Source organism: Bradyrhizobium sp. JHI2711 (assembly GCF_056156565.1).
The window spans coordinates 570,420-586,328 of sequence record NZ_JBPZPT010000002.1; the positions used below are offsets into that span (position 1 = coordinate 570,420).

Sequence of the window (15,909 nt, forward strand, 5' to 3'; positions counted from 1 at the left end):
CTGTGCCGGCTCAGGACTTCTCCACTGTCCCGAAACGAGGCGACTTTGACCCCTGGATTGCCGCAAGCCTCCGACATCCTGGCCGCGCTCGGTCAGGCCGTGTTCGCCTGGGACATCGCCAGCGATGCCATCGTCTGGGGTGAGCAGGTCAGCGCCGTTTTCCCCGGCATTCCCGCCGAGCGGCTTTCGACCGGCGCCGAATTCGCCAAGCTGATCGAGCCCGCGCAAACGCTGCGGACGGCGGCGCTGGCACTGACGTCCCCGGTGCACGGCGCCGACGGCACCCCTTACCGAATCGAGTACGGCGTGCGCATGAGCGCCTCCGATCCCGTGATCTGGATCGAGGAGACCGGCCGCTGGTTCGCAGGTCCCGACGGCCGTCCCACGCGAGCGATCGGCTCCGTCCGCATCAACAATGAGCGCCACGCCCGGGACGAGGAATTGAGCAGGCTGGCCCGGCTCGATCCGCTGACCGGCGAGCTCAACCGCTCGCATCTGATCGCGGCGCTGGCCGAGGCGATCGAGGAGACCACGCGCTTCCGCTCGACAGCGGCCTTCATGCTGGTCGGCATCGATCATCTCGCCCGCGTCAACGATGCTTTCGGCTTCGACGTCGCCGACGCCGTGATCCTCGACGTCGCCAAGCGCATTCGCGCGCGCCTGCGCGGCGGCGACGTGCTGGGGCGCTTCTCCGGCAACAAGTTCGGCCTGATCCTGAAGAACTGCACCGTCGACGACATGAACGTGGCCGCCGAGCGCTTCCTCGCCGGCATCCGCGACGAGGTGGTGCCGACCAAATCCGGTCCGGTCTCGGTCACCGCCTCGATCGGCGCGGTCAGCCTGCCGCGTTATGCCCGCAACACCGACGAGGCCGTCAACCGCGCCCATGAGACGCTGGACGCCGCCAAGCGCCGCCGCTCCGGCTCGTTCGCGGCCTGGCGTCCGGATGCCGCGCGCGACGCACAGCGCCGCGTCAACATCCGCGTCACCGACGAGATCGTCACCGCGCTCAACGAGCGCCGCATCAGGCTCGCCTATGAGCCCGTCGTCTCGGCTGTCTCGCGCGAGCGCGCATTCCATGAATGCCTGGTGCGGATGGACCAGGGCGACGGCCAGGTGCTGCTCGCGCCCGACATCGTGCCGGTCGCCGAACGGCTCGGCCTGATCCGCCTGGTCGATCACCGCGTGCTCGAGCTCGTGGTCGCCGAGCTCGCGGCGGCGCCCGACGTCTGCCTCAGCCTCAACATCTCGCCGGATACGACCATGGATCCGGACTGGTGGGCGGGGATCGAATCGCTGATGCTGGCCCATCCCGGCGTCGCCGAGCGGCTGATCGTCGAGATCACCGAGACGGTCGCGATCCAGGACATCGACGACGTCCGCGCCTTCGTCAGCCGCCTCAAGCATTTCGGCAGCCGCATCGCCATCGACGATTTCGGCGCCGGCTACACCTCGTTCCGCAATTTGCGCAAGCTCGGCGTAGACATCGTCAAGATCGACGGCGCCTTCGTGCAGAACATCACCCATTCCGCCGACGACCGCGCCTTCGTGCAGACCCTGATCGACCTCGCCCGCCGCCTCGACATCAAGACCGTCGCCGAATGGGTGCAGGACGACGAAGCCGCAAACATGTTGCGCGACTGGGGCTGCGACTACATCCAGGGCCGCCTGATCGGGCTGGCTTCGGCGGAACGCCCGTGGGGCGTGCCGCCGGACAGCGCGCTGCCTGCGGCGGGCTGAGATGGCGTAGGGTGGGTTAGCCGAAGGCGTAGCCCACCACTTTACGATCCGCGTCGAGAGAGAAGCGGTGGATTACGCCTTCGGCTAATCCACCCTACAGACTACGAGATCTTCTCACGCTCCCTCGTCCAGCGCCACAAGCTCGCGCTTCTTGCGCAGCGACGGCAGCAGCGGCGCGATCAGCAGCACCAGGGCAAACACAAGACACACTGCCGAGATCGGCCGCTGCACGAAGGTCCAGAGATCGCCCTGCGACAGGATCAGCGACTTGCGCAAATTGTTCTCCATCATCGGACCCAGCACGAAGGCCAGCACCAGTGGCGCCGGCTCGTAGCCGAGCTTGCGCATGAAATAGCCGATGATCCCGAACGCGATCATCACATAGACGTCGAACACGTTGTTGCTCGAGCAGTAGACGCCGAGGATCGTGAACAGGATGATCAGGGGGAACAGGATGTTGTAGGGCAGCTTGAGCAGCTGCACCCACATGCCGATCATCGGCAGGTTCAGGATCAGCAGCATGACGTTGCCGATATACATGCTGGCGACGATGCCCCAGAACAGGCCGGGGTTCTGCGTGATCATCAGCGGGCCCGGCTGCAGGCCGTGAATGACGAAGGCTCCGAGCAGCAGCGCCATCACCACGTTCGGCGGGATGCCGAGCGTCATCAGCGGAATGAAGGCGCCGCCGGCTGCGGCGTTGTTCGCCGATTCCGGGCCGGCGACGCCCTCGATCGCGCCGTGGCCGAACCTTTCAGGGGTCTTCGACAGCCGCTTCTCCAGCGCGTAGGACGCGAATGACGAGACCACGGCGCCGCCGCCCGGCAGGATGCCGAGGAAAAAGCCGAGGATGGTGCCGCGGCCGACCGGACCGGCGCTCGCCTTCCAGTCCTCCTTGCTCGGCAGGAGATGGGTGATCCTGGTGTTGATGACGTCGCGCTTGATCGCCTACTCGGTGTTGAGCAGCACCTCGGCGACGCCGAACAGGCCCATCACCACGGGCACGAGGCCGATGCCGTCGATCAGCTCCATGCGGCCGAAGGTCAGTCGCGGCTGCGCGGTGATGCTGTCGAGCCCGATCAGCCCGAGCACGACACCGATGCACGCCATCAGCAATGCCTTCGGCATCGATCCCTGGGTGAGGAAGGTGAGCACGACGAGGCCGAGCACCATCAGGCTGAAATACTCGGCCGGGCCGAAAGCAATGGCGAGACTGGCGAGCTTCGGCGCCACCAACATCAAGGCGACCAGCGCAAAGGTGCCGGCAGCGAAGGAGCCGAACGCGGCGATGCCGAGCGCGGGGCCCGCACGGCCCTGCTTCGCCATTTGGTGGCCGTCGATGCAGGTGACGACGGAGGCCGCCTCGCCGGGGATGTTGACCAGGATCGAGGTGGTCGAGCCGCCATACATCGAGCCGTAATAAATGCCGGCCATCATGATGATGCCGGATTCCGGCGTTCCCGACAGCGTCACCGGTAGCAGTAGCGACATCGCCGAGATCGGGCCGATGCCGGGCAGCACGCCGACCAGCGTGCCAATGAACACGCCGATGAAGCAGTAGAGCAGGTTGATCGGCAGCAGCGCGACGCCGAATCCATGTGCCACGTTGACAAGCGTATCCATGGGGGTCAGCCGATCCCGAACAGGCCTGACGGCAACTGGATCAACAGCAGCCGCTTGAGCACCCACCACATGCCCGAGGGCACCAGCACCGCGATCGGAATCGCCAGCGTCCAGCGCACCGGATCGATCAGCCGCAACAGCAGCAGCATCAGCGGGATCGATGACAGCAGGAATCCCAGCGGCTCCAGCGCGAACGCGAATGCAGTGAGGCAGGCGATGAGGACAAGCGGCTTGCTCCAGCGCACGTTCTCCCAGCGCGAGGCCAGCGTCGGCCCGCCCTCGGTGATCGCCGAGACGATGATCGCGCTCGCGAACACGCACATCAGGATGCCCGTGTAGAACAGCACATAGCCGGAGCCGGGATCGTTGATGGTGCCGAGCCTGAGCTTCAAGCCCGACCAGATCACGAAGCCGCCGAGTGCGAGCCCGATCAGCCCGCCCCAGAGTTCGGAGTTGCTGAGGCGGAGCTTGACGTTGGTTGGATCGTTCATCGATTCTCTCTCGTGCCCCGGACGCAGCGCAGCACCGCAAGTTGCGTTCACGCACGTCTTCGACGTGCTATGGTAGGTGCGCTGCAAAGCCGGGGCCCATGCGTGTGGGCGAAGAAGATGGGTCCCGGCACTGCGCAGCAGCGTTGCACGCTGCAGCGCGTCCGGGACACAAGCAGCGCGGTCTTACTTCTTCGCGAGCCCGAGCGTCTCGATCACCTTGCGCTCGGACTCCGTGACCTCGACGATGAATTTCTTGTAATCCTCCGTGTTCTTGTAGTTCGGCACCATGTCGTATTTGGCCAGCGTGGCGACCACCGCAGGATCCTCGACCGCCTTCTTGAATGCGTCGTGCAGCTTGGCGACGATCTTGGGATCCATCCCTTTCGGTCCTGCAATGCCGAACGGGGAATCATAGACCATGGGATAGCCGAGCTCCTTCAGCGTCGGCACGTCGGGATAGTTCGGCGAGCGTGCGCCGGTCCACACCATCAGGAGCCGCAGCTTGCCGGCGTCGACCAGCGGCCGCCATCCCGTGGAATCAGCCTGCAGCATAGTGTGCTGTCCCAGCACGGCGGCGTTAGTCTCCGCGCCGCCCTTGAAAGGGACCTGCGTCAACTTGATGCCGGACATCGCGGCGATCTGCTCCATGCCGATATGCAGCGAGGTGCCGGCGCCGGGCGTGGCGTAGGTTACCTTGCCCGGATTCGCCTTTGCGAACTCCACCACGTCCTTCCAGCTCTTGAACTGCGATTCCGCGCTCGTGGTCACGCCGAAAGTGTAGCCGGTGAGATGGACGATATAGGTGAAATCCTTTGCCGGATCCCACGACACCTCCTGCATCAAGGGCAGGCGAAACACGGTGATCGGGATCTGTGAGATGGTATAGCCGTCCGGCTTCGCCGCCGCGGCCATCGTCGCCGGCCCGACCGTGCCGCTGCCGCCGGCCTTGTTGTCGATCACGATCGGCTGGCCCAGTACCTTCGAGGCGCTGTCGGCGATCGCGCGCATCGAGAGATCAGTCGATCCGCCGGCCGGCCAAGGCACGATCAACGTGATCGGCTTCGTTGGATAGTCCTGCGCATTGACCGCCGTGGAGAGCAATAAGCCCATGACGGCGTGCACCGCGGCAAATGCAATCGTCTTCAGCCCGTATCCCGACATCGAAAGCCTCCCTCGCGGCGGCCTCTCTGGGGGCGCCGTCTCTCGTTGCGAGGCGATTGTTCCTGAATTTGACGGAGAAGAAAAGCGTGTTGCGCGCATCGCTGTGCGGCCGTCGGTCAGCTAACGCCGACAGAGCCGACCTCTGCGACAATTCGTCGTTTGGCCGCGTGCCGAGAGGCGGAATTTGAGCGGCCGAAGCGGTCAGGCCACCCGCCGGACCGTGTTCAGCTTCTCGATGGTGCGACCGACTTCTGAGGCGAGACACGGCTTGCCGAAATAATAGCCTTGGACCGCGGTGCAGCCGCATTCGCGGACGAAGTCGAGCTGTTCCTCGGTTTCCACGCCCTCCGCCGTGGTCTCGACGCCGAGCACGGAGCCGAGGCTCGCGATCGTTCTGACGATGGCAACGCTCTCCGGGCTTTCGCCGAGCGTGCCGACAAAGGAGCGGTCGATCTTGATGCGGTCGAATGGAAACTTGCGCAGATAGCTCAGGGAGGAATAGCCGACCCCGAAATCGTCGAGGCTGACGCGCACCCCGAGCGCGCGGAGCTGGTGCAGGATGTCGATGGTCGCCTTGCTGTCGTCGAGCAGCGCCGTCTCGGTGACCTCGAGCTCGAGCCGCTGCGGCGGCAGGCCGGCTTCCGCAAGCGCGCTCGTGACCATCGCCACCAGGCCGCGGGAGCGGAATTGCACCGGAGACAGGTTCACCGCGACGGTGACGCCGGGCCAGGACGCGGCGGTGGCGCAGGCCGTGCGCAGCACCCATTCGCCGATCGGAACGATCAGCCCGTTCTCCTCCGCAATCGGGATGAACTCGGCCGGAGAGACGAAGCCGCGCGAGGGATGCTTCCAGCGCAGCAATGCCTCGAAGCCGGTGAGCTCGGAGGAATCGAGCCGCATCTGCGGTTGAAACACCAGGTGGAATTCACGCCCTTCCAGCGCGCCGACCAGGTCCTGCTCCAGCGCGTGCCGGCTGCGCGCCTGTTCCTCCATCTCGGGCTCGAACAACTGATAGGCTCCGCGCCCCTTGGCCTTGGCCTGGTAGAGCGCGAGGTCGGCGCATTTCATCAGCTCATCGGCATCGAGTCCGTGGTCGGGCGCGATCGCGATGCCGACGGAGACGCCGACATGGATCGACTGGCTTTCCAGCGGCGGCGGATGACCGATGATCTCGACCAGGCGGCGGGCGAGCGCCTCGGCCGATTGCGGCTGCGGCCCGCGCTGGAGCACGGCGAACTCGTCGCCGCCAAGCCGCGCGACGGTGTCGTGCTCGCCGACATTCTCCTTGAGGCGCGCCGCGACCCAGCGCAGCAGGCGGTCGCCGGCGGCGTGGCCGAGGCGGTCGTTGACGGTCTTGAAGTTGTCGAGGTCGAAGCACAGCACGGCCATGGCGCCGCCGGCGATCGCGACCTGGTTCAGCCCCTCGCCCATCTTCTCGCGGAACAGCGTGCGGTTGGGCAGGTCGGTGAGTGAATCGTGCCGCGCCATGTGCGCCACCCGGGCCTGGGCCTTGTGGCGCTCGGTGACGTCCTCATAGGTCACGACCCAGCCGCCATGCTCCATCCGCTTGTGGTTGAGCTTGATGATGCGGCCGTCGTTCAAATGGCGGTGCAGCGTGTGCTCGCCCTCGCGCAGCCTCTCGACGTAGTCGGCATAGAGCTTGGCGCCGGTCATGTTCGGATGGATGCCGAGCTCGCAGGCGTGCTCCATGATGTCGCGCATCGAGACGCCTGGCTTCACGGTCTCCGGCGACAATCCATACATCTCGATATAGCGGCGGTTGCAGACGATCACGCGCAGGCTGGCGTCGAGCATGCACAGGCCCTGGCTCATGTTGTTCAGGGCAGCGTCGAACCGGCGGTACTGCTCGCTCAGCTCCTCGATCGCACGCTCGCGCTCGGTAATGTCCTCATAGGTGGCGACGAAGCCGCCTTCGGCCAGCGCGCAATAGCGCACCGAGATCACCGTGTCGTTCGACATGCGCCGGCGCATCGGCGAGGAATCACGGCTTGCGATCCGCGCGCGGGCGGCTTTGAGGATCTGCTGCGGGCTGTATTCCGGGGAGAACGCGCCGTTCGCCATGGATCGCTCGATCAGCTCGGCGAGGTGTGTGCCGGGGCGGGTCTCCTCCGGCGACAACAGGTAGATCTTGAGGTAGGTGGAGTTGCAGACCCGAAGCCGCATGTCGCTGTCGAAGAAGGCGAGCCCGTGGGCCATGTTCTCCAGCGCCGCATCAAGGATGAAATTCTGCTGCCGCAGCGTTTCCTCGTATTGCAGCCGCTCCGTGACGTCCTCGTGCACCGTCACCCAGCCGCCGTCGGGCAGGAAGCGGGAGACCGCCTGCACCATCCGTCCGTCGTAGCGCATCACCAGCAGCGTCTTCGGCTTCCTGCTGCGCACGTCCTCCAGCCGGCTCTGGTAGAATTCGTCGTCCGACATGCCCGGCAGGTTGCCGCGCGACATCCAGTGCTCGATCACCGTGGAATGCGCGACGCCCGGCTTCACGATCTCGGGGTCGAGGTTGTAGAGCTTCAGGAACCGTTCGTTGCAGACGACGACACGGCTGTCGACGTCGTACATGATCAGTCCGTGCGACATGTTGGCGAGCGCGTGCTGGCTGCGCTCGGTCTGCACGAGCAGTTCCGCTTCGAGCCGGGCGAGGCGGGTGACGTCATCGCAGATCGTCATCCAGCCGCCGCCGGGGAGCGGCTTCAGCTCGAGCGACATAACGAGGCCGCTCGCCAGCATTTGCTCGGTGCGGAACGGCTTGCCCGCGGCGATCTGCGCCATCCGCCTCGAATACAACGCGTCGAGCTGGTCTTGCGGAAAGTTGCCGCGGCTTGCGCTGTGCGCGAGCACCTCGCGATAGCTGGTGCCGATCCGCACGATTTCGGCCGACATGTCGAACAGTCTGAGATAGCGCTGGTTCGTCAGCACGATCCGGTTGTCGGCATCGTAGACGCAGACGCCCTGTTCCATGTGGTCGAGCGCAAGCTGGCTCAGCGCGACGAGGGCGCCTGGGCCCTGCTCACGGCCTGTACCAAGCTCGCTGTCGCGGGTCGACATCATGGGGTCGGCGGGGCCTCGGCCAGCAATAGACTTAATGCAACCTAATTCAGCCGCCGAGGCTAGCGAACAGGCCGGAAAATTCCCTTAAGCGCTGTAGTTTACGGAGGATGACCGGCGATGGTGAGCGCACGCGTAAACGGCCCGCTGCCAAGGCAATAGGCCGTAGCTCCGGACGAGCGCGGCGATATTCCCGCTCCGCTCGTACAGATTTACAGCGCCGGGCGTTGCTCTACGGCCCGTACAGCACGAGCTCCGTGTCGGTGAGGTCGCCGAGCTGTGGCTGGTGCGGGCCCCTGAAGTATTTCCGGCCGCGCCGCTCGGTGTAAATGCCGACGAGACCGGGAACCGGACCGTTGGCATCGACGGCCACCGCGATCTTGCCGAGCCGCAGCAGCAGCCGTCCGATGCGGCCGGCGCATTCGGCAAATTCTGCGGTGCTCCGGCAATAGATCAGCTTCATGGCGGGCGGTGCGATGAAACCGCGGCGGATGCGCACCGGTTGCAGGATGAAGGGGAAGGTTCCCTTCGGCGTGCGGCACACCAGACTGAGGCAATTGTAACGCGCATGTCGCGTCAAAAGCTCGGTCTCCGCCTCGGAAAGCCCCTTGATCTCCTTGGCGTGCGGCGGAATGACCTCGATCTCGTTCCAGCGCGGGACGCGCGCTAGCGCAGGGACCGAGAAGAATATGCCGCGGCAATAGGCGCGAAAGCCCTGCGTCTCGATGATTGGCCAGGTCCACTGCGCCGGGCTGATGTTGAAATAAGTGACGTGCTTGTGCCGCTGGGCGATCTTGGTCAGCAGCGGCGCGTAGTTGCGGTAGGCCGGGTCGACATACCAGCTCGACAAATTGCACCGGATGGCGGTCTCTTCGCCCTCCTTGCGTGAGGTGTAGATCAAGAGCAGCACGCCGACCGGCCTGCCGTCGTCGTCGAGCATGTAGCCGAAGCGCGGATAGCCCTCCGGCGCGGCCCGGAAGGCCTGCCGGCGCAGACCCTGGATCCAGTAGTCGCGTGAACGGCCGACGAAGCCGCGCGTCAGCAAGTCCGCGATCCTATCGACGTCGGACTCGGTGATCTCGCGGCATCGGACCTTGGTATGGATCACGCTCGTCTTGCCCGTGGAAATGGTCGGCCTCGTGAGGTCTATCGTTTCAGCATGATCTTCTCGGAAAACCGCTCCGCACTTTTCCGGATCATGCTCTAGCGCCAGCCTTCGCCATGGGCCTCGGCCGCGACAGGCGGCTGCAGGCTCAGGACGTCCCGCACCTTGGCGGGCCAGGCGGAAAGATCGGTGCCGTGGGTGTGGAACATGGCGACGGCCAGGCGGTCCATGCCGAAGGCAACGCAGCCGGTGTGCGCCGGCTCGCCGTCGGCGTCCTGGATTCCCCAGGTCGTACCGAAATGCTCGCGGTGATAGTTGAAGCTCATGCACGCCGTCGGCTGCTCTTCCGAGCGCAGCGGGATGAGCAGCTCGAACTTGAGCTGCTGCTGCTTCTGGCTCACCGCCTTCATTTGGCCGACCCGGCCGAAGAACGGATCGCTGGCATAGTCGACGCGGAAGCTGAGGCCGAGGTCGGTCGCGATCTTCTGCGCGCGCACCATCCAGCGCTCGCGGAAATCGGCGACGTTGTCGGGGCTGCCGATGCAGACATATTCGCGCATGCGGAACGATTGCAGCCGGTCAAGATGCTTCGACGGCTCGCGGCGGAAGCAATCCGCGGCAACGTCGAAGCGCAGCCCGCCCTTCGGCAATTGGCCGCGGCTCGCCGCGATCGGATAGACCGGATAGCAGGCGGCCGGCGACAGCACGAGATCGGCCGGCGACAGCGAAGTCGTCCAGTCGCCGCCGGCATCGAAGCGGCTCACTGCGGCGTTGATCTCGCGTTCGGTGCCGTGCAGGCCGCAGACGCAGCCGAGCAGGTTCGGAAAGCTCTTGAGATAGCCGGACTTCTCCAGCTGGGAGCGGCTCATCACCGGCGGGAAGCGCATCACCTCGGTGCCGGCCTCGCGATAACCGGTGATCAGCGCGGCGAGCTTCTCGACGATGCCCTCGTAGAGCGCGGTGCGGGCATAGACGCCGTCGGCGCCCATGCGGTGGAACAGCTTGTCGGCGAGATGATCGAGCGGATCGATCATTTGCGGGGCGGTGGTGGGCGAGTCGGGGAGGACGGCAATATTCATGGTTCGATGTCCTGCTATCTCAAAATTGTTCTTGTTGAATCGGCCGCGGAGGTACGTCAGTCGCGAAGGCTCGCCGGCACCCCGCTCATCAATGTCGATGTCGCGGCATTGGCCAGGATCCGGTCGTTGTTGATCATGATCGGCGACGACAGCACGTCGCGGAGGTGACGGCCCATGGTGAACTCGCCGTCGTTGCGATAGCCGGCAAGTCCCGCGGTGCGCATCGCGTGCATCACGGTCTCGACCGCGAGCTCGGAGGCCTGCACCTTCAAGAGCGTGATCGAGGACTGGAAGTCGAGCGAGCTCAGAGCACGCTCGTCATGCTCGACGCGGGCGAAAGCGTCGATATTGGCTGATATCAGCGCGCGCAGCTTGGCCAGCGACATCTTGGCGGCGGTGAAGTGCGCCGCGGCCGGGGGCATCTGTCCGCCGGACGAGCGGGCCGCCTTGCGGATGAAGGCCTGCGCGCGCGTCACCGCCGCAGCGGCGATGCCGGCCCAGGCCGACGACCAGCACAGATGCGCGAACGGCGTCATGGTCTGGGCGTGGATCTTGTCATAGGATTCCGGGAAGATGCGGTCGGCGGGGCAGTCGACCTTCAGCTCGAACCCGGTCGAGCAGGTGCCGCGCATGCCGAGCGTTTCCCAGCCCAGCGTCCGCTTCAGCGAATAATCGTCCTTGGCGAGCGCCAGCAGCACCTGGTCGGAGGCGGCGGCTTCGGTGGCGCGGCGGGCGATGGTGACGAGGCCATCGGCTTCGGCGCCGTAGGAGATCACGGTGGCGTCGCGCACCAGCGAGACGGTATCGCCGGCATGGTCGACCGCAGCCGCGCTGGCGCGGATGTTGCCGCCGTTCTGGCCTTCGGTGGTGGAGGAGGCGAGCAGCCACTGGTCGCGGGCGACCCGGCGCATCATGGTCTCCATCCAGGGGATGCCATGGCCGTGCCTGATGACGCAGGCGACCTTGGTCTGGTGCATCGCGTAGATCATCGCCGTGGACGCGCAGGCGCGTCCGAGCGTGTAGCAGATGTCGGTGACGTCATGGATCGAGGCGCCGAAGCCGCCGAACTCGACCGGAATCATCACGCCGAGCAGCTTCTGCTCGCGTGCGACGTCGAAAGCCCGGTGCGGGAAGCGGGCGTCGCGATCGACCTCGTCGGCGTCGGCCGCGGCCGCTGCGGCGGTCCGGGCGGCGCGCTCGATCAGGGAGGGACCCTGCTCGAGAAAGCTCGCCTGCATTTCGTCGACAGTGAGGACTGCTTCACGCACGTTCATGCTCGTCCGCCTCCGGTTTGCCGTTCGAGATCGCCGGCATCATTCGCGATGCCGCTTGAGGCGATCCTCCAGCCATCTTTGCTTGTGAGACGAGGCTACGGATTTAATTCAAATTCGTCGATGAAATAGAGGGTAAACAAAACCCAATTCCGAACGAACAGTTAAGGCCCGGTTGTTCGCATCACCGGATTCTCCGGCATCGCGTTAGGACTCTGGAAGAAGGGCTGGATTTCCGACAATCTGAGTCATCGTTTACTAAGAATCGCGAAGTATTGGTGCCGCCCATTGCAGGACCGGCAGCCCGCACCCATCGTAGCCGGCAGTCCGGTCCGCCTCCGATAGACAGATGGGAATTTGCCGATGCAGGCCTTTGATACCGTTTTGCGCAATCGCATCATCAAGCTGGTGAAGGGCATCCTCGAACAGAATTCGCTCACCGCGAACGTTACGCCTTCGGCCAAGCTCGTCGATATCGGCCTGACCTCGATGGACATGGTCAATCTCATGCTCGGCGTCGAGGCCGAATTCGACTTCACCATTCCGCAGTCCGAGATCACGCCGGAGAATTTCCAGTCCGTCGAGACGCTGGAGCGGATGGTCGCGATGCAGCTCCAGCCGGCGACCGCGGCTTAACAGGGGCGCATCTCCCCCCGTTCCAAATCCGCCGCAAAACTGGCATAGCTTAACCATGTCACATTTGGCGGACAGGGTGGAGCAGGCATGACGCAGGCGGTATTGGGCATCATCGGCGGCTCGGGCATCTATGACCTGCCCGGCTTAGAGGGTGCGCGCGAAGAGGTGATCGAGAGCCCCTGGGGCGAGCCGTCGGCTCCTTTAAGGCGTGGCTCCATCGCCGGCCTGCCGATCGTGTTCCTGCCCCGGCATGACAAGGGGCACCGGCTGTCCCCCTCCGACATCAATTATCGCGCCAACATCGACGTGCTGAAGCGCGCCGGCGTCACCGATTTGATCTCGCTCTCGGCCTGCGGTTCCTTCAGGGAGGAACTGCCGCCGGGCACCTTCGTTCTCGTCGACCAGTTCGTCGACCGCACCCATAAGCGCGAGAGTTCGTTCTTCGGCCGCGGCTGCGTCGCGCATGTGTCGATGGCGCACCCGGTCTCGCCACGGCTGCGCATCCATCTGGCGGCCGCCGCGGAAGCCGAAGGCATCGCGATCGCGCGCGGCGGCACTTATGTCTGCATGGAAGGGCCGCAATTCTCCACTTACGCCGAAAGCATGACCTACAAGACGCTGGGCTACTCGGTGATCGGCATGACCAATATGCCCGAAGCCAAGCTCGCCCGTGAGGCGGAGATCTGTTACGCCACCGTCGCAATGGTGACGGATTTCGACTGCTGGCATCCCGACCACGATGCGGTCACTGTGCAGGACATCATCCGCGTGCTGAATTCGAACGCCGACAAGGCGAAGGCGCTGGTGGCGCGGTTGGCCAAGGATTTTCCGCGTGAGCACGAGCCGTGCCCGATCGGTTCGGACCGTGCGCTCGACACCGCGCTGATCACGGCGCCCGAGGCGCGCGATCCCGAGCTCCTGAAGAAGCTCGATGCGGTGGCCGGGCGCATCCTGCGAGCGTGAGACGCAAGACAAACGAAAAGGCAGAATGCCATGAAGGTCGACGGCAAGCATTTCCGCAGCATCTGGCGCGAGCGCGACGGCTGGTCGGTCGGCGCGATCGATCAGCGCCGGCTGCCGCATGAATTCGTCATTGCGCGGCTGACCTCGTGTGAAGATGCGGCCGTTGCAATCAGGGACATGCTGGTGCGCGGCGCGCCGCTGATCGGCGCCACGGCCGCCTACGGCATGGCGCTCGCGATGCGCGAGGACGCTTCCGACGCCGGGCTGCAACGCGCCTATGACACGCTGGTCGTGGCGCGGCCGACCGCGATCAACCTGAAGTGGGCGCTGGACGAGATGCGCGCGGCGCTCGCGCCGATCGATCCGGCGGAACGGGCGGAAGCAGCCTATGCACGCGCCGACGAGATCGCCGAGCAGGACGTCGAGATCAACCGCGGCATTGCCGACAACGGCCTGAAGCTGATCGAGGCGACCGCGGCGAAGAAGCCGGGCGAAGTGGTCAACGTGCTGACCCATTGCAACGCCGGCTGGCTCGCCACCGTCGACTGGGGCACGGCGACGGCGCCGATCTATCTTGCGCATGAGCGCGGCATCAAGGTCCATGTCTGGGTCGACGAGACGCGTCCGCGCAACCAGGGCGCCTCGCTCACGGCCTGGGAGCTCGGCCATCACGGCGTGCCGCACACGGTGATCCCGGACAATACCGGCGGGCACCTGATGCAGCACGGCATGGTCGATCTCGCCATCGTCGGCACCGACCGCGTCGCCGCCAATGGCGACGTCTGCAACAAGATCGGCACTTACCTGAAGGCGCTTGCCGCGCATGACAACGGTGTGCCGTTCTACGTCGCGCTGCCGTCGCCGACGATCGATTTCGCCGTTCATGACGGCATCCGCGACATCCCGATCGAGCAGCGCAGCGGCGTGGAGGTCACCGACATGACCGGCCGCACTGCCGATGGCCGGCTGGAGACGGTGCGCATCGTGCCCGAAAACTCGCCGGTCGCGAACTACGCCTTCGACGTGACGCCGGCGCGGCTCGTCACCGGTCTCATCACCGAGCGCGGCGTGCTGAAGCCGGATCGTGCGGCGCTGGCCGCGGCGTTTCCGGAGCGGACCTCTGCTGCGGCGAAGTAGATTTGGTTGGGCGATATCTCGCCACAACCGTCATTGCGAGCGCAGCGAAGCAATCCAGACTCCCTCCGCGGAAAGACTCTGGATTGCTTCGCTGCGCTCGCAATGACGGCGTATGTCGAACTACCCCAGCTTCAGCCCCGTCGCCGTCTCCAGCTCCGCGATCGCCTGCGCCCCCCTCGTCACCTTGATCGTGGTCATGCCCATCTGACGCGCCGGCTTCAGGTTGACGCCGAGATCGTCGAGATAAACGCAATTGTTCGGGTCGACCTTCAGCGTCTCGACCATCATCTGGTAGATGCGTGGATCCGGCTTGCGCAGACCGATCTTGGCGGATTCGATGACGTGATCGAACAGCACCATGACTTCGGCGATGTAGAGAGAACGCCCCGTCATGCTGCCGATCGCGTTGGCCGGCAGATTGTTGGTGATGCAGCCGGTCTTGAATTGCGCCTTGATGCGCTTCAGGGCCTCGACCATCTCCGGGCGCAGATCGCCCTGCAGCAGCGGCAGCACGTCTCGGCCGCGCACCTCCGCACCGAGCGCGAGCGATTCGGCGGCGAACAATGCGTCGAACGTCTCGATGTCGACCTCGGCGCGCTCGAATTTGGCCCAGGCGTTTTCCAGATGATTGGCGGCGTTGGTGCGCCGGATGATATCGGCGGGCAGGCCGCGCTCGGTCTCGAACCGCGTGAACGCCTCGAAGGGCGAGCTCGTCAGCACGCCGCCAAAATCAAAGATCACCGCCTCGATCGCCAATGTCCTGCCCTCGTCAATTGCTTTCCAAGAGGGCTAGCATGCGCTATCGGCAAGAGCCAGTCCGAAGCAATCGCCCGCCTTCATCGATGCCGATGCGTGTTCCCATGAAGAAGCTCGCCACCCTCATCGCAGCTACGCTGCTGCTCGCTGCGCCCGCTCACGCCATCGTCGGCGGCGGCACGCCGCAAGCCGATGGCGTCGCCCGCGCCGTCGTCACCATCGTCGGATCGCGCGGCAATTTCTGCACCGGCAGCCTGATCGCCCCGAGGCTGGTGTTGACGGTCGCCCATTGCGTGCAGCCCGGCGCGGATTACAAGGTGGTCGATCGCGGCGGCGACGGCCAGCCGCAATTGCTGAACGTGCGCACCGTCGCGATCCATCCGAACTTCAACATGCAGGCGATGCAGGCGCATCGCGCCACCGCCGACGTGGCGCTGCTGCAGTTGGAAATTCCACTGAAGGGAAAATCCACGGTGACGGTCGGCATGCCCACGATTCCAATTCAGGTCGGCAGTCGCTTCGTCGTCGCCGGCATCGGCGTCACGGTTCTCGGTGATGGCAAGAGCGGCGGCACCACGCGCGTCGCCGGCCTCGTTGCGACCGGACAGCCCGGCACGCTGCAGATCCGTCTGGTCGATCCCGTAACCAACGGTGTTCGCGGCGGAATTGGCGCCTGCACCGGCGATTCCGGCGGCCCCGTGTTCGAGGACAGGTCGAACGGTCCCGTGCTCGTCGGCCTCATCAGCTGGTCGACAGGACCGAACGGCGCCGCCGGTTGCGGCGGCTTGACCGGCGTGACGCCGCTGACGCTCTATCGCGACTGGATCTTGCAGACCGCGCGGAGCTGGGGTGCGGCACTGTGATTTGACCGCGACTTGATC

Annotated in this window: 12 protein-coding genes and 1 pseudogene; 5 read left to right on the forward strand and 8 right to left on the reverse strand. The window is 65.2% G+C overall.

Annotated features, from left to right (window positions below):
* Positions 1-45 precede the first annotated feature (45 nt).
* Complete coding sequence (locus ACTEK7_RS15225; RefSeq protein ID WP_225141273.1) at positions 46-1,740, forward strand: bifunctional diguanylate cyclase/phosphodiesterase; 1,695 nt, start codon at positions 46-48, stop codon at positions 1,738-1,740.
* Between the two features lie 114 nt (positions 1,741-1,854).
* On the opposite strand, the pseudogene ACTEK7_RS15230 reads toward ACTEK7_RS15225, so the two are convergent.
* The 7 genes and pseudogenes from ACTEK7_RS15230 to ACTEK7_RS15260 form a co-directional block, all read right to left on the reverse strand.
* Positions 1,855-3,363: pseudogene (locus ACTEK7_RS15230) on the reverse strand (tripartite tricarboxylate transporter permease).
* 5 nt (positions 3,364-3,368) lie between these two features.
* Positions 3,369-3,854, reverse strand: a complete 486-nt coding sequence (locus tag ACTEK7_RS15235) for a tripartite tricarboxylate transporter TctB family protein (RefSeq protein ID WP_074447634.1) — start codon at positions 3,852-3,854, stop codon at positions 3,369-3,371.
* Between the two features lie 183 nt (positions 3,855-4,037).
* A complete protein-coding gene (locus ACTEK7_RS15240) occupies positions 4,038-5,015 on the reverse strand; it encodes a tripartite tricarboxylate transporter substrate binding protein (protein WP_036023927.1) in 978 nt (325 codons plus the stop codon).
* Between the two features lie 201 nt (positions 5,016-5,216).
* Positions 5,217-8,084, reverse strand: a complete 2,868-nt coding sequence (locus ACTEK7_RS15245) for a PAS-domain containing protein (protein ID WP_225148605.1) — start codon at positions 8,082-8,084, stop codon at positions 5,217-5,219.
* Between the two features lie 229 nt (positions 8,085-8,313).
* The gene (locus ACTEK7_RS15250) at positions 8,314-9,189 is read right to left on the reverse strand and encodes a GNAT family N-acetyltransferase (RefSeq protein ID WP_225148604.1); all 876 of its coding nucleotides are present in this window, start codon (positions 9,187-9,189) and stop codon (positions 8,314-8,316) included.
* Positions 9,190-9,284: 95 nt separating this feature from the next.
* Positions 9,285-10,265 (reverse strand): amino acid--[acyl-carrier-protein] ligase, encoded by a 981-nt coding sequence (locus ACTEK7_RS15255; RefSeq protein ID WP_225148603.1) that lies wholly within the window; start codon positions 10,263-10,265, stop codon positions 9,285-9,287.
* 56 nt (positions 10,266-10,321) lie between these two features.
* Complete coding sequence (locus ACTEK7_RS15260; protein ID WP_057025945.1) at positions 10,322-11,539, reverse strand: acyl-CoA dehydrogenase family protein; 1,218 nt, start codon at positions 11,537-11,539, stop codon at positions 10,322-10,324.
* A 360-nt stretch (positions 11,540-11,899) separates the two neighbouring features.
* On the opposite strand from ACTEK7_RS15260, the gene ACTEK7_RS15265 reads away from it, so the two are divergent.
* The 3 genes from ACTEK7_RS15265 (at position 11,900) to mtnA (ending at position 14,272) form a co-directional block, all read left to right on the forward strand.
* Positions 11,900-12,172 (forward strand): phosphopantetheine-binding protein, encoded by a 273-nt coding sequence (locus ACTEK7_RS15265; protein ID WP_036002155.1) that lies wholly within the window; start codon positions 11,900-11,902, stop codon positions 12,170-12,172.
* An 87-nt stretch (positions 12,173-12,259) separates the two neighbouring features.
* On the forward strand, positions 12,260-13,135 hold the full coding sequence (locus ACTEK7_RS15270; protein ID WP_057025947.1) for an S-methyl-5'-thioadenosine phosphorylase: 876 nt from the start codon (positions 12,260-12,262) through the stop codon (positions 13,133-13,135).
* Between the two features lie 30 nt (positions 13,136-13,165).
* Positions 13,166-14,272, forward strand: coding sequence for an S-methyl-5-thioribose-1-phosphate isomerase (gene mtnA, locus ACTEK7_RS15275; protein ID WP_225148602.1), 1,107 nt, complete (start codon positions 13,166-13,168; stop codon positions 14,270-14,272).
* Between the two features lie 120 nt (positions 14,273-14,392).
* Here the strand turns inward: mtnA and ACTEK7_RS15280 are convergent, their stop codons facing one another.
* Complete coding sequence (locus tag ACTEK7_RS15280) at positions 14,393-15,028, reverse strand: HAD-IA family hydrolase (RefSeq protein ID WP_225148601.1); 636 nt, start codon at positions 15,026-15,028, stop codon at positions 14,393-14,395.
* Between the two features lie 104 nt (positions 15,029-15,132).
* Between ACTEK7_RS15280 and ACTEK7_RS15285 the strand changes: the two genes are divergently transcribed.
* Positions 15,133-15,891 (forward strand): S1 family peptidase, encoded by a 759-nt coding sequence (locus ACTEK7_RS15285; protein WP_036023917.1) that lies wholly within the window; start codon positions 15,133-15,135, stop codon positions 15,889-15,891.
* The last annotated feature ends 18 nt before the right edge of the window (positions 15,892-15,909 follow it).